Origin of the sequence: Shewanella sp. AC34-MNA-CIBAN-0136 (assembly GCF_040309945.1) — a bacterium.
In the GTDB taxonomy this organism is placed as follows: domain Bacteria; phylum Pseudomonadota; class Gammaproteobacteria; order Enterobacterales; family Shewanellaceae; genus Shewanella.
The window spans coordinates 40,394-64,600 of record NZ_JBEOPJ010000007.1; the positions used below are offsets into that span (position 1 = coordinate 40,394).

Here is a 24,207-nt window from a genome sequence, read left to right on the forward strand (position 1 = left end):
GTCGCAATACATGCCGACAGCAGCTCTTGTTATTTTACGCTTGTGACTGATTACGAAGATCTTTACGCAATACTTTACCGACATTGCTTTTAGGCAATTCATTCATAAACTCAATGATTTTAGGGCGTTTATAGTTAGTGAGCATTTTATTGCAGTGATCAAAAATATCTTGTTCTGTTAATGTTGGGTCCTTACGCACAATGTACACTTTGACGCGCTCGCCAGTAATGTCGCAAGACACGCCCACAGCGGCGGCTTCCAATACCCCTTCGTGCGACACAATTACTTCTTCAATTTCGTTAGGGAACACGTTAAAACCAGACACGTTAATCATGTCTTTTTTGCGATCCACAATTTTAAAGAAACCATTCTCGTCCATGGTGGCAATGTCACCGGTGGCTAGCCAACCATCGATTAACACTTCGTCAGTGGCTTTTTGGCGATTGTAATATCCCTTCATCACTTGTGGGCCTTTAACCCACATCTCACCTGGTTCACCTAATGCCACATCTTCACCATCTGCACCGACTAAACGAATATCGGTTGATGATGCCGGTAAACCAATCGAGCCATTATAGCTTTTTTGGTTATAAGGACTCATTGTCACTAAAGGCGCACATTCCGTTAAACCATAGCCTTCAAGTAAACGGCTTTTAGTGACTCGCTCCCAATGTTCTGCAACTGGTCGCTGAACTGACATTCCGCCACCAAAGCCCATCTTTAATGCACTGAAATCGAGTTGATCAAATCCTGGAGTATTCAATAATCCGTTAAACAAGGTGTTTACACCTGTAATCACAGTAAAGCGATATTTAGCTAGTTCTTTGACAAAGCCGGCCATGTCTCTTGGATTGGTGATTAATAAGTTGGTGCCGCCAAAAGGTAAAAAGGCTAAGCAATTAGAAGTTAACGCGTAGATATGATAAAGCGGTAATGCGGTAATAATCAGCTCTTTACCAATTTCATAGACGTTTTTGGTAACCGCATTTGACTGTTCAAGGTTAGCAACCATATTACGATGAGTTAGCATGGCACCTTTTGATGGACCTGTAGTGCCGCCAGTATATTGCAAAAAGGCTAAGTCAGAACCGATAACGTCAACCGGTATAAAGGTTTTTTTACTGCCTTTTGCCATGGCGTCATTAAATTTAACCGCATTGGGTAAATCGAACGCTGGCACCAATTTCTTCACGTGCTTAATCGCGCCGTTGACTAATGCACCTTTAATAAGACCTAATCGGTCACCCACCCCAGTGGTGATAACATGTTTAACATCGGTTTTATCAATGACAGCCTGTAATACATGAGCAAAGTTTTCTAAAATTAATATGCCTTTCGTGCCTGAGTCTTTTAATTGATGTTCTAACTCACGGGCGGTATAGAGTGGATTGACATTCACCACAGTTAAGCCTGCGATAAGTGCACCAAATAATGCGATCGGATATTGCAGTGTATTGGGGATCATGATGGCAAACTTATCGCCTTTCACTAAACCTAAGTCTTGCTGTAAATAGGTTGCAAAGTCAGTTACTTGCTGGGCAAGCTGCGTATAAGTAATGCTAACATCCATGTTGATAAATGCCGTATTCGTGGCATATAACTTGGTATATTTTAAAAACAAATCTGCCAATGAGTTGTATTTATCTGGATCGATTTCAAACTCAACCCCAGGCGGATAACTCTTTTCTAACCAAATCCTTTCCATAATACTGTCCCCAATTATTACAAAATTATCAGCAGCCTACATTACCGGCTGCTGTGATTATTATTGTTATTTTTAACCTACATCCAGCTTTACAACACTTCAAATAAACCTGCAGCACCTTGACCGCCACCAATACACATGCTGATCACGACGTATTTAACACCACGACGTTTACCTTCAATTAACGCGTGCATCACCATACGAGTACCGCTCATGCCATAAGGATGACCAATAGAAATTGCGCCCCCGTCGACGTTTAAACGATCATATGGAATGCCCAATTTTTCGGCACAGTAAATGACCTGAACCGCAAACGCTTCATTGATTTCCCACAAACCAATGTCATCAATATTCAAACTATGACGTTCAAGCAACTTAGGAATAGCAAAAATTGGACCTATGCCCATTTCATCTGGCTCACAACCTACAACCACCATGCCTCGGTAAACACCTAACGGCTTAAGACCGCGTTGCTCAGCGAGTTCTCGTTCCATTACCACAACAGCGGCAGCACCGTCAGACAGTTGCGATGCGTTACCGCCAGTAATTGAGCCGTTATCTTTTACCGCTTTTAAACCCGCTAAGCCTTCAATATTGGTTGAAGGACGATTACCTTCATCTTGAGTTAAGGTGACTTGTTCTTTAGTGATATCACTGCTGGCTTTATCCATCACCAATTTTGTACACGTAACAGGCACAATTTCGTCATCAAATTTACCTGCAGCTTGTGCATCAGCAGTGCGTTGTTGCGAGATTAATGCATAAGCATCTTGTGCTTCACGCGAGATGCCATAACGATTAGCAACCACTTCGGCGGTATCAAGCATCGGCATATAAATCGCTGGACGATAAGCTTTAACACTTGGGTCGACCGCTCGGTGCATGTTCATTTTATCGTTTTGAACCAAGCTGATTGAGTCACAACCGCCAGCAACTACCACGTTGGCGCCATCACAAACAATATAATTGGCAGCGATAGCAATAGACATTAACCCTGATGAACATTGACGGTCGACAGTCATACCTGGCACAGACACAGGCAGTTTTGCCGCCATTGCCACTTGACGACCAAAGTTCATCCCTTGGTTACCTTGAGTTAGTGCAGCACCAAAAATACAATCTTCAATTTCATTTGGGTCAATACCCGCACGCTCAACGGCTGCATTAACAGCAACTGCAGCTAATGTTGGAGCAGATAAATCATTAAACGCACCGCGGTACGCCTTACCAATGGGGGTTCTCGCTACAGATACAATGACGGCTTCTCTCATAATAATTCCTTGTTTATATGTCTTCTAAGACATGTATTTAATCAGGTTTTGAGGTTGAGCTAAGTATTAGTCATAATCACAAGAACAGTTAACGAAACAGCTCAACCTACATTAGAATCATTTACTGTTGCTGCGATTTCATAAATGCCATCGCCTTGATCACAAACTTCTCGCCTTGTTGAGCACCAGATTTCAACGCTTTTTGATTATCTTGCGCAGTGAGTTTCTCCCAGTTGTCACGCACCGTTTCTGGGGTTTGTGATGCTTTAGGGATAAAACAACCTTCTGTTTCAAAGATACTGGCACTTGAATAACCACCCGCTCCGGCACATAAAATAAAGCGGTTTGGCGCGTGTTCATCACACAAGGTCAACATCCCCGCAGTTACCGCTTCTGGCGCGAAGGCTTTAACGATTTCTTCAGGCATTAAATCTTCAGTCATACGCGTCCCCGCAGTGGGAGCTAGCGCATTGATGTGGATATTATTTTTTGCACCTTCAAGCACTAAGGTATTCATTAACCCAAGCACGGCCATTTTGGCTGCACCATAATTAGACTGACCAAAATTACCGTACATGCCGCTTGACGATGTGGTCATCACAATACGACCATAATTTTGCTGCTTCATGATTTCCCACACTGCTTTGGTGCAGTTAACCGAGCCCATCACGTGGACATCCATGACTAACTTAAAGTCATCTAAGGTCATTTTAGAAAACGACTTATCGCGCAAAATTCCAGCATTATTGATTAAAATATCAACGCGGCCCCACTTGTCCATGGTTTGTTGCACCATGTCTTGCACTTCCTCAAAATTAGCGACGTTTGCACCATGACTAATGGCTTCACCGCCCATTTCTTCGATTAAACGAACCACATCTTGCGATGCTGAAGAAGATGCGCCGCTTCCATCACGTGCGCCACCTAAATCATTTACCACCACTTTAGCACCACGTCTGGCGAGTTCCAACGCATGAGAGCGACCTAAACCATTACCGGCACCTGTGACTATGGCTACTTGTCCTGCAAAACTGATCGTCATAATGTTTCCTTAACGCTTTTTTTGATTTTTTATTGTTGTTTTATGTTCATGTGAAGGTGACAAATGATAGAAATCTACTTAACCATTTGCACAGAAATCCACTCAGCCACTAATGCCGGAGTATCAACACCTTCAATTTCAATGGTCACTTCGGTTGATAAACGGAACTGCCCTGGTTTCTTTTCTTCAATTGAAAGGGTTTTAGCGTGTGCTCTAATGCGACTGTTAACGGTAACCGGCTGTAAAAATCTCACTTTATCGAAACCGGCATTCAAGCCCATATAAAAACCGTCAATGATGACGCTAAATTCTTCAGCAAAATGTGACAGCATGGAAAGTGACAGGAAGCCATGGGCAATGGTCGAGCCAAAAGGCGTGGCTTTGGCTTTTTCTTCATCTACGTGAATAAACTGATGATCCAGTGTGCAATCCGCAAACTGATTAATCTGATCTTGAGTGATTTGATACCAGCTTGTTGGCTCGGCTTGGAAGCCAATATAGTTTGTGATGTCGTTACGATTGATGACTGTCGGCATTGTTCCCTTTCCTCTTGTACGTTCAGGTACTGTCCATGAATGAAATTTAAGCGATATCTCATGCTAGTTGGGGTGGACACATTAAACAAATGAATAGTTTTAATACCAAGACATTCGCAATATGAATAGTCTAGCGTGTTGAAAGGAAGTAATACGTCAGGGAGATTATAACAAAAACACATTACCCAATTAATGAGTAATGCGTTGATAATAAAGTATTTATACTAGCTAGAATTGAGAAATTACCTCGCGAATCAAAATCCAACTATAGGTAAAGTCTGACTGGTAATACTCATCTAGGGAATCGACCTACCTACAAATAACTCAGCTCAGTCAGTGATAACCTATGATGACTATGACCAACTTGTACATCATTCAATTTAGGTTAAAACCAGTCGGCTTGCATGTCAAAACTGGTACTGTCAGTACTCATCAACAGAGATGACCACACCGCAATTTTGGGTAATTCAAAGCGATAGAAATACTGCGATGCCTGTAACTTACCTTTATAGAAAAACTCATCTGCTTGATGCGGTTGCTGTGCTAAGGCTTTGGTAGCAACCATACTTTGCTTAAGCCATAACCACGCAATAATCACATGGCCAAACAACTCTAAATACTTAACTGAGTTGGCTAAGGCTAAGTCGATGTTCTTCGTCGCCATGCCGTTGAGTACCGCTTCAGTTGTCAGCGTTAATGTCTCTACCGCTTCGCTTAGCTTCTGGGTATATTCGCTCAAGCTGTCGTATTGTTTGGCTTGCTCAATGGTTTGGGCAATTTCATGCAGGGTTGCTTTATAACCCTGCATCTTATTCATCGGCACTTTACGGGTAATCAAATCTAACGATTGTATTCCCGTGGTGCCTTCATGAATCGGATTTAAACGGTTATCACGATAGAACATCTCAACTGGATGCTCATTGATGTAACCATGCCCGCCCATAACTTGAATAGCATAAGAGTTAGCTTTAGGGCCATATTCAGATGGCCAGGTTTTAATGATTGGGGTTAAAAAGTCTAATAAGGTATGGGCATGTTCACGTTGTTCAACGGTGTCTGCAGTACGCTCATCATCACTTAATTGAGTCCCATACAACACTAACGCCATAGCGCCTTCTGCATAGGCTTTTTGCGCTAATAACATGCGCTTTACGTCAGCATGTTCAATGATGTTGACCATTGGGGATTGCGGGTCTTTACACGAGGGTAGTCGACCCTGCGGACGGTTTTTAGCGTAATCGACTGAATATTGATAACCGGCCACAGCCAATACCGCACCACTAGTACCCACCATAATGCGAGCTTCATTCATCATGTGGAACATGTACTTTAAACCGCAATGTTCTTCACCGACTAAATAACCAATTGAACCATTTTTCTCACCAAAACTTAGTGCAGTAGACGTTTGCGCGCGGCCACCCATTTTATGAAATAGCCCAGCGAGAGCCACTTCATTGTCTTCACCGACGGAACCATCTTGATTAAGCAAAAACTTAGGTACCACAAATAACGAAATACCTTTAACACCTTTTGGTGCGCCTTGAATTCGTGCTAACACCAAATGAACGATATTCTCGCTTAAATCATGGTCTCCGCCTGAAATATAAATTTTATTGCCAGTAATGCGATAAGTACCGTCGTCCGACTTTACCGCTTTGGTAATTAAGTCGCCTAACGCTGAGCCACTGCCCGGTTCCGTCATGGCCATGGTGCCCATAAAACGGCCTTCACGCATGGGTTTAACCCAAGTGTTAATCAGTGCTTGACTGCCATGTGCTTGCAACAAGTTGGCGTTGGCTGTGGTTAACATGTTGTAACCCATACCCACACCGCCAGCCACACTCAAAAATGAGGCTGCTGCACTGGCGATAATCGGGGGTAATTGCATACCACCCAAATCATAATCAGCTGTTGCAGCACCAATACCAGACTCATTAACCGCATCTATCGCGGTTTTAAGCTCTGGGATGATATGCACTTTTTTACCATCAAATGTTGGTTGATGAGTATCAAGTTTTTGACGGATAGGAAGAAAGTATTTTTCTGCGATCGCTTTAGCCGTGGTGACGACTTCATTGAAGGTCTGGCGATCGTGATCTTGATAACGCGCTCGGCTCGTTAACGCTTCACTGTCAAACAGTTCGTAAAGCATAAATTCAAGATCGCGTTCATTCATTAACGTTGCAGGCATAATAGTCTCTTCTTATCTTGTTACTGAGCAGATGTCATGACATCTGCTCACAATGTATTGTTAAATGGATAGTGACAAATATTTGCTGACTGCCCACTGAGGCTTAAAACGCTGACACGCCGCCATCAACCGCAATGCATTGTCCTGTCATATAGGTGTTGGCGGGTGATAACATCATTAACATCACCGCGACGATTTCTTTTGGCTCACCTAAACGATTCATTGGCGCGCCACGGGCCATTTTCTTTTGCTTTTCTTCGTCAGCAAAGTTGGTCACCATCGGCGTTAGGGTAAAGAATGGGCATATTGCATTAATACGAATATTCTCGCGGCCGTATTCAACTGCACCGGTTTTAGTTAAGCCAATAACAGCATGTTTTGCCATAGAATAAGCACTGCCTCGAGCAGCGCCACCTAAACCGGCCATTGAACTGACATTGAGAATAGCGCCTTCGCCTTGTTTAAGCATTTGTTGTATTTGATGACGCATGCCAAATTGCACACCTTTGACGTTGACAGCAAATTGGCTGTCCATAATGGATTCGTCAATGTGATGCAGCGGCATAAACTCGTGCGCGATACCGGCATTATTGACGCCAATATCCACTCGACCAAAATATTCAATCGCGGTATCGACCATCGCTTTACAAGATTCATTTTTGGACACATCGCATTTCATTGCGACCACTTCAGCACCGGTCGCGGCAATAGCATCTGCCACTTGATGCACGCCAGCTTCGTTAATGTCACTGATGACTAACTTAGCGCCACGTTTGGCTAACTCTTCGGCCAATAATTTACCAAAACCTTGTGCTGCGCCCGTAATAACGGCGACTTTGCCCGTAAAGTCTAATAATGGATCCATGCGAGTAACTCCTGTAATTGATGGTCTTATTGTTATATTGAGTGTCTGTTTATCAATTTTTTATCATTTGTTTTTAGCTGAAATCTTAAGTATTAAGTATTAAAGATTAAAAATGAGTGTTAACGTCGCGTTATCACGGTAGATGTCGTTGATAGAACGCTGTTATTTCTCTTGTGCGACAACCTGCAACGCCATTTGTGCAAGCGGTTCAACGAACGATCCCACTTTATTAGCATGTTCATTTGATGCATTGCCTTCTGCAGCGCGTTTTGCTACTCCTTGGGCAATCGCCGCTAAACGAAAAAAACTAAACGCAAGATAAAACACCCAGTTTTCAATCCGTTCAATGCCCATGCGGTGGCAATATAAATCGACATATTCTTGTTCAGTCGGAATGCCTAAGCTGCCACGGTCGACGTCTTTTAAACCATCAATACTGCCCATACCTGCTGGCATACGTAATTGCATGCATTGATAAGCAAGGTCGGCATATGGGTGACCTAATGTCGATAATTCCCAGTCGAGCAATGCAATAACCTGTGGCTTATCTTTGGCAAACATCATGTTGTCTAATCTAAAGTCGCCATGGACTAAACACACACGGCCATCATCTTCGGGTAAATTATCTTCAAGCCACTGACTTAGCTGGTCCATCGCGGGTATTTTTTTAAGCTCGGTCAACCGATACTGTGATGTCCAGCGAGTTAATTGACGCTCAAAATAATTTCCTGCTTTACCATAATCAGTTAAGCCAACCGCATTCACATCAACACTGTGCAATGCAGCTAATACTCGGTTCATTTCGTTATACATAGCTGAGCGGCGCTCATTGGTGCCAATCTCAGCTAACGATGCGCTCCAATAAACGGTGCCATCGCAATATTCCATTAAGTAAAACATCGAACCGATAACAGAGATGTCTTCACACAGATGGAATACTTTTGCGACCGGAACTTCGCTGTCTTTTAATGCATTAAGAACCCGATACTCTCGGTCAACCGCATGAGCAGACTTTAATAACTTGCCTGAAGGTTGACGGCGTAATACATACACACCCGATTTTGCGGTGACTTTAAATGTTGGATTAGACTGACCGCCGGCAAACTTTTCTAAGGTAATCGGGCCTTCAAAACCCTCAACTTGATCTTGTAAGTAAGCAGTCAGCTGTTCATTATTAATTGATAATACTTGGGGCATTTAGCAATACTCTTGTTGTTATTCTTAGTCATTAGATTGCAGTCATTGGATCGCAGTCATTGGATCGCAGTCATTAAAATTAGTCAGCTTGAATCAGTGTTTACGATCCAATTTTATGACTCAATGATTGCCATCTGATTGGTGACACGGCATTCAGATTGAAACGCAAATGCGTTTCAATCTGTTGCTCAATGTCTACAACGTATCGATTTACTCTGCAATCTTTTTCACTAAATCACGGCCTAACTGCATCATATGCACTTGGTCTGGACCATCGGCTAAACGCAAAGTACGTTGGCCTGCCCATGCGTGTGCTAAGAAGGTGTCTTGACTCACACCCACAGCACCATGGCACTGAATAGCACGGTCAATCACATCAAGTGACATATTCGGCGCGACAATTTTGATCATGGCAATCAGTTCTTTGGCGGCTTTATTACCGTCGGTATCCATTTTTTGCGCCGCTTTTAAGGTCATTAAGCGGGCTTGTTCAATCTGGCAGGCAGATTTAGCTATGTCTTCACGAACCGACTGTTGCTTGATCATCGGTTGACCAAACACAATACGTTCACCAACGCGTTTACACATTAAATCTAATGCGCGCTGAGCGATACCAACTGAACGCATGCAGTGATGAATACGTCCAGGGCCAAGGCGGCCTTGGGCAATTTCAAAACCTTTACCTTCAGCAACAATAATATTCTCAACCGGTACGCGGACATTGGTAAACGTCACTTCGCCGTGACCTTCGGGAGCGTCGTTATAACCAAACACTTTCATTGGCCGCACTAACGTCACGCCAGGCGTGTTCATTGGCACAAGCACTTGTGATTGTTGAATGTAACGATTGCTGTTGGTTGGGTCTGTTTTGCCCATCACAATCATAATTTCGCATTGCTTACGACACGCGCCACTGATGTAAAACTTGCGGCCATTAATGACATACTCGTCACCATCACGTTCAATGCTTAACTCAATATTAGTCGCATCACTTGAGGCCACCTCAGGTTCTGTCATCGCAAATGCGGATCGAATTTTGCCTTCCAGCAATGGCTCTAGCCATTGTTTTTTCTGTGCTTCATTACCGTATTTAGCCAATACTTCCATATTGCCGGTATCGGGTGCCGCACAGTTAAACACTTCTGACGCCCACATCACTTTGCCCATAATTTCAGCCAGCGGTGCGTATTCTAAATTGGTCAATCCAGCACTGTATTTACCGTAAGCAACGGGCAGAAATAAATTCCACAATCCTTCTGCTTTCGCTTTGGCTTTTAATTCTTCCATTAACGGAGGCGTTGACCAAGGATCAAGCTCTACCTGTCGGTGCATTTCGTCTTCAACCGGAAACACGTTCAAATCCATAAAATCGGTTACACGTTTGATTAATGCTTGAACTTTTTCACTGTATTCAAAATTCATGTTCTACCCTTCTATTGGTCATTACGGTGTAATAGCAGTGCTAGTGTGAGGCTTAATATTTCAATTAAGACTCAAGCAGATCAGCAAACGTTAACTGAGTGACGTTAATGATTTTTTGTTAAACGGTTTAATCTCCGCGATGGCTTTGTGTTTAATTTTATTGACCCACTGCGGATCGACTAACAAGGCTCGGCCAACTGCGACTAAATCAAATTCGTCATTATTTAAACGCACTAATAACTCATCAATGCCAGTTGGATTAGACGTGCCAGATAAATCGGCATTGCCTTCACCAATAAAGTCAGCGTCTAACCCTACATTGCCAACGGTAATGACGGGCTTATTAGTGAGCTTTTTGGTCCAACCCGCTAAGTTAAGATCTGAACCTTCAAACTCGGGTACCCAGAATCGGCGGGTACTGGCATGAAAAATATCGACGCCAGCATCGCTTAGCAAACCTAAAAAGGTGGCTAACTCTGTAGGGGTTTGACACAGTTTTGCACTGTAATCTTGTTGTTTCCACTGTGAAAAGCGGAAGATAATCGTAAACGCCTCACCCACTGCGGCGCGAATGGCTTTAACAATTTCAACGCCAAAGCGAGTTCGATTTTCTAACGAACCACCGTATTGGTCATCGCGTTGGTTAGTGCCTTCCCAAAAGAACTGATCCACTAAGTAACCGTGCGCGCCGTGTACTTCAATGGCATCAAAGCCAATGTTTTTGGCATCTAATGCGGCTTGTGCAAAAGAGGCAACCACTTCATTAATATCATCCTGGGTCATTGCGACGCCGTTTTTAGCACCGGGTTTATATAAACCTGATGGGCTATAGGCTGGTGCTTCTTTATCTGGTCCAATTCCAGGTTTTCTTACTGAACCCACATGCCAAAGCTGTGGAGCAATTTTTCCACCTGCCGCATGCACTTCATCCACTACGTGTTTCCACCCCGCTAACGCTTTATCACCATAAATTGCAGGTACATTTTCATAACCGTTGGCCGCTTTATGAGAAATAAACGTCCCTTCGGTGATAATTAATCCCACATCACCTTCAGCACGTCTGCGGTAATATGCTGCAACATCTTTATTAGGGACATAATTAGGTGAAAACGCACGGGTCATCGGCGCCATGACGGTTTTATTTTTCAATGACAACGATTTAGTGCTGAATGATTCAAATAACTTATCGATGCTGGTGTTTTTGTCACTGTTCATGTGGATGTCCTAGCGTGTTATAGTTTTTTATTGATCTGTTATTTTTTCTGATACTAATCAATCTATTACCCAATCAGATAACCGCCGTCGACATTGATGGCGGTACCTGTGGTGTAACTTGATGCGTTAGATGCGAGATACAACACTGTGCCTGCCATTTCATCTGGTTGAGCAACGCGCTTCATTGGCACGTGGTGCATCATTTGCTTCAAAATGGCTGGGTTATCGACTAATGCAGAAGCAAACTTAGTATCAGTTCCACCTGGGAGTAATGCGTTAACGCGGATATTGAATTGGGCGCATTCTTTTGCGAATGCTTGTGTCATTGAAATAACAGCCGCTTTAGTAATAGAGTAAATACCTTGGAAATCTCCTGGGATAACACCATTAACAGACGCCACGTTAATGATTGAACCACCGCCACTGTCTTTCATTAATTTTGCGCCTTTGGTCGACATAAAGAAGTAACCACGAATGTTAACGTCGACGGTTTTTTGAAAGGCGATTAAGTCTGTATCAATAATGTGACCAAAATATGGGTTAGCAGCAGCGTTATTCACCAGAATATCTAATTTGCCATGTTGCTCTGTAATGGCGGCGAAAATAGCATCTATTTGATCCATGTCGCCAATGTGACACGCGATGGCTTGTGCACTGCCGCCGGATTTAACAATCTCATCAACCACTATCTGGCAAGCTTCAATTTTTCGACTTGATACAATCACATGAGCGCCGTACTGAGCTAATAGTTTGGAAACACTTTCGCCAATACCACGACTTGCACCAGTCACTAAGGCAACCTTCCCTGTTAAATCAAACAAATTGACATTGTTCATGTTTTTTCCTTTATATTTTTGATTAATGGTTCAAAGCGCTAAAGAGCCTCGTGATTACCTAAAGGTTACCCAGTCATCGCCAGCCTGCTCTAAGTGACTGTAGTTATTAAAATAATCAACACTCAACATGTTTTCAGAAAATAACAGTTTAGTGACACCTGTATTTCTAGCCTGCTGATTCAAGGCTAATGTTTGCTGATCGTTCAATTGTAAAATGTGTTGCACGATTGCTGAAATAGTCCCTCCTGAAGTAAACACTAAAATGTCTTTTGATTTTTTTGTGTTATTTCCAGCGGTGGTAATCTCACGCTTTTTTGCTAATTCTTGTTCAATAATATTGTGCAGAGCCCGAATACAACGCGCTTTAAATTGTGGCCAACTCTCTTTGTATTCATGATCTTTATCACCAGCAATCCAACGACTGAGTGCTTGAGAAAATTCTTTTTGTAGCGTTTTATTCGGTTCATTACGTTGACTAATTTCTAGACTCATTTCTGCAAAGTTTTGCCACTGGTCATTGTACTTTTTTAAAATATCTACATGGTCAAATTCATTAAAGCCAGAATGGATAATCATGGGTGTTGATTCACCTTGGTATCCTTTTACAAAGCTGGTTAACGTTTGGCCATGACGCAATAAATCACCACTATAAAACTTGCTGGGGATAGCCCTAGCGCGCCAGTACTGACCTAATATTGTCGCTTGCTGGCTACCTTTATCTGACAGTTGATCGTAATCAGTGCTTCCAAAAGATGCCTGCCCGTGTCGAATCAAATAAATTGCTGCCATATTAGGTCTCTAACTGATTAAAATGATGGTTCGATACAAAAGTAAAAAATTAACTCACTGTTTAACTCACTGTTTAACTTATTGTTTAACTTATTGTTTAACTTATTGTTTAACTTATTGTTTAGATTGTCGTTAATCTAGGTTTAACAACCTTGAAAGCAATATTGAATTATTTTCGAATATCTGTAGTAGATGTTAATAAAGAATGCTTTTAGCGGATATTTAGCCATTTTTTGTACTGCACCGAATCTACTTGACTATGCTAATAGCAACATCTAAATTGAACAAATGAATAGTTCTAATACCCTACTATTTATAATTTAAATAGTAGATGTTAGATCAAAAATAGCAGATATGAGTTGAGGTGTTATCAACGTACACCGTGAGATCACCGGAGTGAGTATGAAAATTGATTTGAATTTGTTTGTGGTTTTCGATGCGATTTATTGTGAAGGAAACATAACCAAAGCAGCGTCAGTGCTAAATTTATCGCAACCAGCAGTGAGTCATTCATTAGGTAAATTGCGCACTCATTTTGATGATGCTTTGTTTATCAGGCAAGGCAATGAAATGCGGCCAACACCGGTGGCAAAGAATGTCATTGATGACGTGCGCGAAGCATTACATCAACTGCAGGTGTGTTTAGTACAATCGCGGCAGTTTGAACCCTTAACCTCACGTAAGAGTTTTTCACTGTCATTACATGGCTCGTTAGAACCTTACTATTTACCGATATTGCAGCAAAGTTTGTCGTTAGAGTCTCCGGCAATCAATTTACGCAGTAATAAAAGGGTCAGACGAACGGAACTTGAAAACAAACTCGCCAGTGGTGATATTGATTTGGCAATTGATACCCTAATCCCTGTCAGCAATAACATTATGCACACCCAATTAGAAGTAGACCAACTGGTTGTTGTTGCTCGTAAAAACCACCCAGCTATTACACCAGAACTTGATTTAGATACTTACCTTCGGTTAGATCACGTGCTAGTTTCATCTCGCTCAACGGGCCCTAGCTTGGAAGATTTTGAACTTTCTCGCATTGGTTTGCATCGTAAAATCTCATTACGTTGCCAGCATGCTTTATCAGCGTGCCAAGTCATCTTAAATAACGATATGTTGCTCACATTACCCAAAACCGCCGCAGCCATGTATAGCAAGATGCTTAATATTGCTATTTACCCTATGCCAGTGGAATTACCTGATATTGGCGTGCATTTATATTGGCATGTTAACGTCGACAAAGAACCGGCTAACAAATGGCTGAGAAACAAAATGATTATTGCGGCAACAAATACTCGCATAGAGAAAAATTGACATTCATATAGGTAATGATTGAGCTTAAATGCCAACTATATTTTTTCACGCAATATATAAGGGCATGCCCCCTTATATATTGCCGTTTAATTAACACTGCAGGTAATTATCCATCAAACTGTGTTCTTGCAGTAAATTGATATGTTCACCTAATAAACCTAAATACTGTTCAATCAATTTTATACACTAAGAGTTGCTGATCCATTGCCTAATATCGACATCGACAACTAAATTTAACAGCTCATTTTTTGACGGTTCATCGAGTTGATGAGTTAATGATAAATTGACAACATACAAAATTAATCCCAGAGTATTCACGTTTAATCCTGTGGCATTAAAATCCGGTTTATCTTGCATTAAAATCAGTTCACATAGATCAAGTGGGTAACCCCAAAGTGTCAAGATATAAACCGTCAAGACAGTCGCATCTGCAAGCATGGTATGAGTGTCATCTGAATCAAAATCAACATGCTCGTTTGTTTCAGACATTAGCACTAAATGACCAATACCACTGAGTAAAGCAGCTATAAAAACAACATCTTGCTGCTCAATGCTAAATCCCATCGACTTACTTAACTGACGACATAATCGAGAATAATTAAATGACCATTCATTAATTTTTTTATGTGCTTTTTCTGGCACTCTTAAGGCTAATGCTTGATCAACGACCATACTAACAACGATCGTTTCAGTCATTTTAAGACCTAAACGTTTTATGGCCTCTTCCAAACTCACAGTCTTGCGGCTGTAGCCTAAGAAAGCTGAGTTTGCAATTTGTATCAGCTTGGCAGCGATAACACTTTCCTGGTGAATTATGTCCGCGGCATGAGAGATATCAACGTCTTCATTGGCGAACATAGACTGAATTTGTCTCGCGATATCTGGTAATGCAAAAAAGTACCCGATACGACCCAGTTTATTTCGTAGAGGTTGTTCTATATCTAGGGTATTTAAGTGTTCTAATGAGCAAAAAACATCATTTATGTCTTGTTGTGTAAAAGGTTTTTTCAACACAAAATGGGCAATTTCTGTTACTTTAGACACAACATCCTCGGCGGTGTCACCGGTTAATAACACCCGTAATGCCGACGGCATTATTTGAGAAACCTGTTTTAGCAGCTCATCACCATTAATATCTGGCATTAAGTAATCACAAATCACGGTATCGACAATGGCCCCATCAGGCAAAGCCTGCTGCCAATGAAGTGGATCACTGCATAAATAAAATTGCCAATGTGGTTTGAGACGACTTGCGACTCTATTTAGCGCTTTAAGCATAAAAATATCGTCATCAATAAACAGTACAGTTAATGTTTTCATAAATCACCCATTAATCTGGCAACTGAAAAATTAGGATCAGAAATTAAAGAAATAAACTGCTCCTCTATTTGAGGGCGAGCAATAACATAGCCTTGGATAATGTCACAATTCAGCCGTTCAAGAATTGGAATTTGGTCAAAATACTCTACTCCTTCAACCACCACTTTCATTCCTAAATCATGGGCCATACGAGTAATGTTAGCGATCATGCTTTGAGTGTTTAAATTACTGGCAATGTCGATTATTAAAGACCGATCTATTTTAAGCACATCGATTGGCAATTTTGATAAATAAGACAAAGATGAATAGCCCGTACCGAAATCATCAATCGCAATACTGATCCCTGCTTTTTTAAGTCTAGCCAGTTTCTCTGCACTTTCTTCAATATTATCAACCAACCATGACTCTGTTAATTCAAATTCGAGAATTGACATGTCGATATCGAAACCTTTCAATAACGCTTCGACTCTTGGTATAAAATCGGGTTCAGATAATTGCTTTCCAGAGATATTAACAGCAACATGATCGAGAACGATTCCGTTTTTAAGCCAATTTGAAATCGCTAAACAGGTTTTTTCAATTACCCAGTAGCCTATTTCAATAATTTGCCCTTCTTGCTCCGCTATTGGAATAAATACGTCTGGAGAGACCATTCCTAACTCTGGACTATTCCAGCGTAACAGTACTTCACAACTAGCAATTTTACGTAATCTTAAATCGTACTTAGGTTGAAAGTTTAAAAATAACTCTTGATTTTCAATGGCATGATATAAGGCTTTACTTGTAAATAATTGTTTGCGTTTCTGCTCGATGATAGAGTCGTCAAAACGCATGTAAAAATGAGAGTTTCCATTACTATGCAGTCTGTTACTGACCAATGCATTACTGAATAACTGCTGTGCACTCGCGCCATCGCTTGGAGCAATGCAATAGCTAATCGTAAATTCAATGCGTACGGTTTTTTCAGCATATTTTTTGTCAGTAAACGATGAAAAAATATTATCTAGTTGACTGTGTAATTCAATCTCCGATACATAGTTAGCAACAAGAATCACAAAATATTCATTCGGTAATACAGATATTCGGTGATTAAACCTTTCACATTCCATTATTAATGTTGTGTGTATCTCATTAAATAATGCAACAGAATCAATATCGCCTAGCATATCAGCCCAATAGCCATAATTTTTTAGATGTATAGCCACCAAAGCAAATGATTTATCTGTCTCAAGTAATGTTTGCGCAGTGCTTAATAAACTTGTTTGATCGATTAGCGTTTTTGACTCACAAAGGACATTATTATCAACGTCTGACGCCATTGAAATGGAAAAAAATCTAGAATTATCGGTCACATGCTTAAGGCTAAACATGACACTTTCGCCTTGAGTCGTTTGTAATGTCGGGGTTTCAACGTTAGGGCTAAATAAATAGTCAATGCAACGATCAGTACAATACGGAAACAGGTCATTTAATAATGTATTTTCGTTTCTTATTGCAAGTATCTTTTTAGATAAGCCATTGAACCTACCTATTTGACCATGTGGAAAAAGCTCGATTACAGCTTCATCACTGCTGGCGAGTAGATCAGCAATAATACTTCTTTGTTGTTTACTGTGGTATTGACAAAAGGCCTTCTCGACCTCAATAACAAGTGCATTGTCGTCCCATGGTTTTTGTAAAAAACGAAATACAGTACGAGAGTTAAGCAGCGTTAATATAGAATTAAAATCAGACGAACCACTAAGCACCATACACACCGTATTAGGTTGCATAGATTTTATTGCTAGCAGTAAATCAGACCCATTCATCATAGGCATACGATAATCTGAAATAACGACAGGACATGCTTCTTTAGACATGATATCTAAGGCTTCTTTACCGTTATCAGCAATAAATACTTGATAACCTACACGCGTGAACAATCTTTTTAACGCTCGTAATATGGACTGTTCATCATCAACAATGAGTAGCTTTTGCTTCATAATTTTACCCATTAATTAAAAGACTGTTAACTAAAGATCGCAGCTTGTCGTTATCAAACGGTTTTGATAATACCGCATCAGCACCTAAATCTAAGGCCTTTTGCAATTCATGTTCAGATAATCCAGACAACACAAGGATTTTTAATTCCGCTAATTCTGGCTGTTGACGAATAAATTGCAATACTTCAAAACCATCTAAACTAGGCATTGCAAGGTCAAGTGTAATCAAATCAGGTTTATCACTGAGTAATTTAACACCCGCGTGAAATCCATCTGCGGCAAAAGAGAAATAATAACCGCTTGATGATAAAACTCGGCGTATTGCATTTCTAATTTCAGTTTCATCATCAATAATTAAAATACGTTTTGGTGATGCAGAACCTAAGTCGGAATCAGTCTCTATATCCTCACAGTAACTCATTAATTCTTCAGGCATTGGCATTTTTTGTTGTTGTAAAAACAAAATAAAATCGTCCAGTAGCACTCGGTAATTACCCCTACCCGGCAATTTATGTCCTTTTAACCGACCTTGCGAAATCCAACGACTAACAGTCCTATGATGCACATCACAATACTGCGCAATGACACTGGGTCGTAACGTTTTCATATTTTATCACTCATCATAAAACTTGATTAGTTGTCATTTATAGCATAACTTAATCAATGAGACAAATGAGACATTGAAGACATCGGAAATTTAGGAACATATGAAACAATTAGAAACTGCAGATTTACCTGTAATTTTATGTGTAGACGATGAGACCAGTATTTTAAAGTCTTTACAACGTGTATTTTTTTCATCAAATGTTCAACTATTACAAGCTTCTAGTGGTAAACAAGCACTAGAAATAATGCAACAACACAAAGTGAACCTGATCATTTCTGATATGCGAATGCCGAATATGACAGGTGCAGAGTTTCTTGCACAAGCAGCCGTAATGCAGCCTGACAGTTATCGTATTTTGATGACTGGATACTCGGATATTCAATCTACTGTTGCGGCCATTAATATCGGTAAAATTCATCGTTATATTCAAAAGCCTTGGGATAATACTGAACTACTTGCACAAGTTAATGAGGGGCTAGAGACTTATCGCCTACTTAAAAAAAATAAAGAACTGACAAAGAAAATTGCAGTTCAAAATAAGCAACTAAAACAATTGAATACCAATCTAGAAGACACGGTACAGCAACGAACCCAACAACTAAAACAAAGTTTACAACAATATAAAACCTTGGCCAATAATCGAGGTAATGAACAGAAAGCCACATTAGAAGTGCTTTATAATTTAATTAGTATCAATCCGGAAATAAACGGTCAGTTTGCACTTAAAATCAGTGAAACCTGCAATAACATCGCTAACCTATTAGGCATCACTCCACCTGGAGTCGAAATTATTACTAAAGCAGGATTATATTCCGAGCTAGGCAAATTAGGGTTACCTTCTTATTGCCTAAATAAGCCATATGATGAACTGACTAGTGCTGACCAAAAACATTTTATGCGTCACCCTCAATTAGCAGAAGAAATTTTAACACCTGCCGTTCATTTATCTGTAATGAGTGAAATTATTGCTAGTCAATATGAACAATATAATGGTACCGGAGAGCCATTACAGAGAGCGGGCAAAAATATTCACATAGGATCGCGAATTTTATCCGTTGCTAGAGATTTTTGGCATGAATTTCTGCCTAAAAAAAATATTCAAGAGCCGACAAAAGAACAAGTATATAAACTGATAATGCTTCAACAAGGTATTTTATACGACCCAAAAGTGGTTGAAGCATTGGGTAAGTTAATATTTAGTAATGAAAATAATAAAGAAAATATTCATTATTCTGAAGAAGAGTTCTCAAATGGCATACACATAGGAGAAATATCTATTGGTATGCGACTTAGTCAAAATCTCTATAATCGTAAGCATATGCTATTACTACCAAAGGGACATGTCTTTTGTACTAAAACAATCAATAACTTACAGAGTTATGAAAAGAGACACAAAGAAACGTTACTGATAAAAGCAGAGAAAGTTGAAAAGTGACCTGATCAGGCAGAACAAAAGAATGTATAACTCGATAATCGCATCTACATTGTTACTATTTATCCACATATGTTTTAACGGTGAATTATTATGAAAAACATGTTAATAAAACTGTTTTTCTCAAAGGCATTTTCTACAAGGCGCATGTGGTTTTTTATCTACGCCACATCACTTGGCTTGATTGCTAATACCATGGCAATTGACATTCCCATTGTTGTGCCGTTTCTTGTGGGTAATATTGCGTTTTCAATTATACTATTTCGATTAGGTTTCACTTGGTCGTTATTATCGTTAATCATTGTTTGCTTACCACTAGAAAGCCCATTAGTTATTGGTAATTGCGTTTTACAATTAATGTTTCTTATGTGGCTTAGGCTCAATCTTAAGCAGTCTTTATGGCCTATATTTTGTGTATATTCCATATCAATCTTTGCCCTTGATTACCTATTGGGTAATGATTCTTTAAAAAGTACAACGATGTTATGGATCATTGCCACCATGTTACATTGCTGTATTTTTGCCCTGTGTACCAAAACCGCATTGATGCTTAATACCATCACCATCACCCCATTAAATCAAAAACAGCAAAGTTTGCGTCTTCAACTGAGTCACCGAATTGGACTATACAGTGCAGTGCCATGCACAATATTGATTGCATTTATTTTGCAAGCAGCAATCGGACTGCATTTATCATCGCAACTACAATTTTATCAAGATGAGCAAAATGTGTTTGTGTCAAAAATACAGCGGCATATAGAACGATATATCAGTAATACTGAGCTCGTTGCCAGCTTAGGACATAAAAATATAGATACACATACTCTACAAACACTTAACGGCCAGGAACCTGAATTTATCTCGACATTGGTGACCGATAAAAATGGCATCGTGACGCAATTTTACAAAGCTGGTGTATCGAAACTACCGATTAACAATGTGTCTGTTACTGACCGCAGTTATTTCAGTCAACCCAAAACAATTAATACCAGCTTTGTGAGTGAGAGTTTTAAAGGTAGAGCCCTCGGAGAAGACCTGCTTTTTGCCGTGAGTGCACCTATTTATCTAAACGGTATTTTTGATGGCGTGGTCGAAGTTTCGGTCGTTCTAGACACTCTCACCAAAACATTATCGTTTACTGATAACATCAGTCCAAACACGATTATACTTGATCGACAGTCAAAAAAGATATGGGGAAGCAATCACTTAGGGGAATTAGGCAATGTTTGGAATGAACACGCAATATTTGAACCATATCATCCCTCATTACTGCAACAGTTGTTTTTTAATACGGCAAAATCCATTGTTTTCACAACAGATGCTCATTACATTCTAGTAAAAAGCCAATTAGATAAATTAAATTGGTCAACAATACATTATCAAGAAACAACCCCTTTTGTTGTTCGCTATTTAATTTATCTTAGTATCGCAATGCTATCTTCATTATTAGTATTGAAATATATCACGGCATTATCAGGTCGTTTAGTGCATAACTATACGGAAACACTCGAAAAAATTACAGAATTCACACATCAATTAGGCACTGATAAACGAATCAATCAACCGCTGCATTTTAACTATTCAGCGCGAGAATTTGAGATACTGACTCAAAGTATAAATAACCTTAATGAACGTGTTATTAATTCAAGAGAAGCAATGATGAATTCAATGGCTGAAGTCAAAGCGTTGAACAATCAATTAGAAGACAGAGTGAAAGAAAGAACATTACAACTAGAACAAGAGCGCGACAGAGCAAATCAATTAGCAGCTATCAAGACTCGTTTTTTAGCGAATATGAGCCATGAGATACGCACGCCTATCACTATCATAAAAGGATTCACAGAAGAGTTACTTAACCACACAAATGGTGAAACCCAACAAGTGTTGAATCGTATTCGGCAAAATACCTTACATCTACAAAATGTTATTAACGACATCTTAGATACCGCTAAAATTGATGAAGGTAAAATGACGTTTGATTTACAGCCTATCGGCCTTAGAGACTTTCTAGTGAATTCAATTGATAGTTCATCACAAATTGCTAAATCTAAAGGGCTATCAATACAGTGCGCAATAGAGGACATATCTGACTTATATGTCATGGTTGATCCCTTTAGGCTACAACAAATTTTACTTAATTTACTCAGTAATGCCGTTAAATTTACAGCCAATGGCACTATTATACTAAAAGCACATAAATCACCTGATAATACTTGTACTGTTCAAATCATAGATGAAGGTATTGGAATGAGTGATGAACAACAACTCACTCTATTTGCAGCATTTAAGCAAGCAGACGTAAGTATAAGCCGGGATTATGGTGGCACTGGCCTAGGATTGTATATCAGTAAACAACTCGCTGATGCCATGGGGTTATTATTAACCGTGAAAAGTAAATTGGGTCAAGGATCCACTTTCACACTAACGTTGCCTACTACCAATACAAGACCCATGAGTAAGCCACTAGAACACGTTAACTCGACAACATTTACTCAACGAGTATTAGGCGGCACACTGCTTATTGTTGATGATGTAGAGGATATACGCCAACTCATTGCTGTTTATGTCAAACCGTTAAAGATGAAAATATTATTTGCTGAAAATGGTAAGCAGGCTGTTGATATCGTCGATAAAGATCAGCCAGATATTATTATCATGGATCAACAAATGCCCATTATGGACGGATACCAGGCTGCCCAAGTGTTAAGAAACAGGCACTTTACCAAACCCATTATTTCATTAAGTGCGGACGTATTTAAAGAAGAACACTCACCGAATACCGTCTCGCCTTTCAATGCAGTATTGAACAAACCCATTGATAAAACGCAATTATTGCAAACCATCACTCGATGTTTTGACAAGCATCAAACCAACGCATCAAAACCAGATAACGACGATGTAAAAACACAAGACGAATTAGACATGTTAAATGAAATTAAAAACTTACGCCTAGAGTATCTAGATAGTTTACGAGCAATGCCCGACCAACTCATCTTACTTGCATCAAGTGCAGATCACGATCAAGTTAAGAATTTATTTCACAAAATTAAAGGAACCAGTGCTTGCTTAGGGTTAGATAATGTCAGCGAATCAGCAAAACAAGCCGAAATAGGCTTAAAGGCTGGAGAAAACCTACATGACGTATGTAAAAAATTCAATTCTAGTTTAAATAAATTAATTACAGATTCAGATGCTTAGATGTGTTTTATCAATTTCACCTGGTGGTAATAAGGGTAAAATGATGGTAAAAGTCGTGCCAACATTCACAGACGAACTAACCGATATCTTACCGTTATGTTTTTGAATGATACTGTAGGACAAGGACAGGCCTAAACCAGTGCCCTGACCTACGGGTTTGGTCGTATAAAAAGGCTCAAATATTTTACGTATCGCGCTGTCGCTAATACCACTGCCGGTATCTTTTATCTCAATCGTGACCTCAGTATCATCGCCGCGCACTGAGATATAAATGTGGCCTTTATTTTCGATCGCTTGTGCCGCATTGACCAATATATTAAGAAATACCTGATTCAGTTGCATTGGCTGGCATAACAATAGAGGTACAGACTCTTGATAATCGCGATGAATTTCGATTTTGTGTTTAAATTGGCTATTGGCAATTTTTAAGGTGCTTTCGATGCCATCAATGACATTACAGTTTTCCCATTCACTGCTATCAACATGAGAAAATGCTTTCAAGCTTCTGACTATATCGGTTACCCGTTCAATACCTTCGATAGATTCACTGACTAAATCTGGCATATCGTCGCGTAAAAAAGGATATTGCATGCGTTGTTGCATGTCTTGTTGAAGATTAATAAAAGTTTGATTTTTGGTTTTATCTATCACTTTTTCATAAAAACTAACCAGTTTTAGTAGCTTACTCGAGTAATCTTGTAAAATTTGTAAATTTGAAAAGATGAAGCCAATCGGATTATTAATTTCATGCGCAACACCAGCGGCTAATTGTCCAATTGCAGCCATCTTCTCTGATTGCAATAATTGATTCTGTGCAGCTTCAAGTTTATTGTTTAACTCTAGCAAAACAGAATGTTCTTGCGCCAGTTGTTGAGTTAATCCTTTTTGGCCTTGATAATAACTGGCAAGTTCAGTCACATCTTGCACAATCATACAGACTGTTTTAACCGTATTATTAGACACATCCAATGGTAGAAACTCAATATTTTGATACATCAAGGTTTCTTCACCCGTAATTGGACGGCTACTGCCAAAAACAAAAACGTGCGGCTTATGTTCCCAATAAGAAAAACTGGCATTATTTAATATAAAGACACTGTTAATTTTTTTCTTTAAATACGTGGCTTGGTCTGGAAACATCTCTAATAAATTCAGCCCTCTAACATCATCGCTGCTAATATTGAGGCGATCGGCAAAAAAGTCATTCCAATACTCAATCTCAAACTGATCATTAAGCACACAAACACCTAATGGAAGTTTTGCGGTTAGATTCTGTAACATG

General features: G+C 39.9%; 18 protein-coding genes. 3 read left to right on the forward strand and 15 right to left on the reverse strand.

Annotated features, from left to right (window positions below; translation table 11 throughout):
• Positions 1-34 precede the first annotated feature (34 nt).
• The 11 genes from AAEY94_RS08750 to AAEY94_RS08800 all read right to left on the reverse strand — a co-directional run bounded on the left by AAEY94_RS08750 (position 35) and on the right by AAEY94_RS08800 (position 13,069).
• Positions 35-1,705, reverse strand: coding sequence for an AMP-binding protein (locus tag AAEY94_RS08750; RefSeq protein ID WP_182743437.1), 1,671 nt, complete (start codon positions 1,703-1,705; stop codon positions 35-37).
• A gap of 89 nt (positions 1,706-1,794) precedes the next feature.
• The gene (locus AAEY94_RS08755) at positions 1,795-2,976 is read right to left on the reverse strand and encodes an acetyl-CoA C-acyltransferase (RefSeq protein WP_101087179.1); all 1,182 of its coding nucleotides are present in this window, start codon (positions 2,974-2,976) and stop codon (positions 1,795-1,797) included.
• A 121-nt stretch (positions 2,977-3,097) separates the two neighbouring features.
• The gene (locus AAEY94_RS08760) at positions 3,098-4,018 is read right to left on the reverse strand and encodes an SDR family NAD(P)-dependent oxidoreductase (protein WP_350978449.1); all 921 of its coding nucleotides are present in this window, start codon (positions 4,016-4,018) and stop codon (positions 3,098-3,100) included.
• Positions 4,019-4,092: 74 nt separating this feature from the next.
• Complete coding sequence (locus tag AAEY94_RS08765; protein WP_059743536.1) at positions 4,093-4,554, reverse strand: MaoC family dehydratase; 462 nt, start codon at positions 4,552-4,554, stop codon at positions 4,093-4,095.
• Positions 4,555-4,939: 385 nt separating this feature from the next.
• Complete coding sequence (locus tag AAEY94_RS08770) at positions 4,940-6,745, reverse strand: acyl-CoA dehydrogenase (protein ID WP_101087177.1); 1,806 nt, start codon at positions 6,743-6,745, stop codon at positions 4,940-4,942.
• 103 nt (positions 6,746-6,848) lie between these two features.
• On the reverse strand, positions 6,849-7,610 hold the full coding sequence (locus AAEY94_RS08775; protein ID WP_101087176.1) for an SDR family NAD(P)-dependent oxidoreductase: 762 nt from the start codon (positions 7,608-7,610) through the stop codon (positions 6,849-6,851).
• Between the two features lie 162 nt (positions 7,611-7,772).
• Complete coding sequence (locus AAEY94_RS08780; protein ID WP_335691941.1) at positions 7,773-8,807, reverse strand: phosphotransferase family protein; 1,035 nt, start codon at positions 8,805-8,807, stop codon at positions 7,773-7,775.
• Between the two features lie 210 nt (positions 8,808-9,017).
• Positions 9,018-10,229, reverse strand: a complete 1,212-nt coding sequence (locus AAEY94_RS08785) for an acyl-CoA dehydrogenase family protein (protein ID WP_350978451.1) — start codon at positions 10,227-10,229, stop codon at positions 9,018-9,020.
• Between the two features lie 90 nt (positions 10,230-10,319).
• Positions 10,320-11,444, reverse strand: coding sequence for an NADH:flavin oxidoreductase (locus AAEY94_RS08790; RefSeq protein WP_350978453.1), 1,125 nt, complete (start codon positions 11,442-11,444; stop codon positions 10,320-10,322).
• 65 nt (positions 11,445-11,509) lie between these two features.
• On the reverse strand, positions 11,510-12,280 hold the full coding sequence (locus tag AAEY94_RS08795) for an SDR family oxidoreductase (protein ID WP_350978455.1): 771 nt from the start codon (positions 12,278-12,280) through the stop codon (positions 11,510-11,512).
• Positions 12,281-12,334: 54 nt separating this feature from the next.
• On the reverse strand, positions 12,335-13,069 hold the full coding sequence (locus AAEY94_RS08800; RefSeq protein WP_101087171.1) for a histidine phosphatase family protein: 735 nt from the start codon (positions 13,067-13,069) through the stop codon (positions 12,335-12,337).
• A gap of 402 nt (positions 13,070-13,471) precedes the next feature.
• Between AAEY94_RS08800 and AAEY94_RS08805 the strand changes: the two genes are divergently transcribed.
• The gene (locus tag AAEY94_RS08805; RefSeq protein ID WP_335691947.1) at positions 13,472-14,386 is read left to right on the forward strand and encodes a LysR family transcriptional regulator; all 915 of its coding nucleotides are present in this window, start codon (positions 13,472-13,474) and stop codon (positions 14,384-14,386) included.
• Positions 14,387-14,572: 186 nt separating this feature from the next.
• On the opposite strand, the gene AAEY94_RS08810 is transcribed toward AAEY94_RS08805, so the two are convergent.
• The 3 genes from AAEY94_RS08810 to AAEY94_RS08820 are packed head-to-tail and all read right to left on the reverse strand — an operon-like array spanning position 14,573 to position 18,295.
• The gene (locus AAEY94_RS08810; RefSeq protein WP_335691948.1) at positions 14,573-15,706 is read right to left on the reverse strand and encodes an HDOD domain-containing protein; all 1,134 of its coding nucleotides are present in this window, start codon (positions 15,704-15,706) and stop codon (positions 14,573-14,575) included.
• Positions 15,703-17,688: an EAL domain-containing response regulator gene (locus AAEY94_RS08815; RefSeq protein WP_350978457.1), complete on the reverse strand. Its 1,986-nt coding sequence runs from the start codon at positions 17,686-17,688 to the stop codon at positions 15,703-15,705. Before AAEY94_RS08815 ends, AAEY94_RS08810 begins: the two co-directional genes overlap by 4 nt.
• 4 nt (positions 17,689-17,692) lie before the next feature.
• On the reverse strand, positions 17,693-18,295 hold the full coding sequence (locus tag AAEY94_RS08820; protein WP_350978459.1) for a response regulator: 603 nt from the start codon (positions 18,293-18,295) through the stop codon (positions 17,693-17,695).
• Positions 18,296-18,395: 100 nt separating this feature from the next.
• Between AAEY94_RS08820 and nosR the strand changes: the two genes are divergently transcribed.
• On the forward strand, positions 18,396-19,730 hold the full coding sequence (gene nosR / locus AAEY94_RS08825) for a response regulator c-di-GMP phosphodiesterase, NosR family (protein ID WP_350978461.1): 1,335 nt from the start codon (positions 18,396-18,398) through the stop codon (positions 19,728-19,730).
• A 90-nt stretch (positions 19,731-19,820) separates the two neighbouring features.
• Positions 19,821-22,925 carry an ATP-binding protein gene (locus tag AAEY94_RS08830; protein WP_350978463.1) on the forward strand — a complete coding sequence of 1,035 codons (3,105 nt, stop codon included), beginning with the start codon at positions 19,821-19,823 and terminating at the stop codon, positions 22,923-22,925.
• Here AAEY94_RS08830 and AAEY94_RS08835 read toward each other — a convergent pair.
• Positions 22,914-24,206, reverse strand: a complete 1,293-nt coding sequence (locus tag AAEY94_RS08835; RefSeq protein ID WP_350978465.1) for a PAS domain-containing sensor histidine kinase — start codon at positions 24,204-24,206, stop codon at positions 22,914-22,916. The two genes, AAEY94_RS08830 and AAEY94_RS08835, sit on opposite strands and share 12 nt — an antisense overlap.
• Position 24,207: the final 1 nt, after the last annotated feature.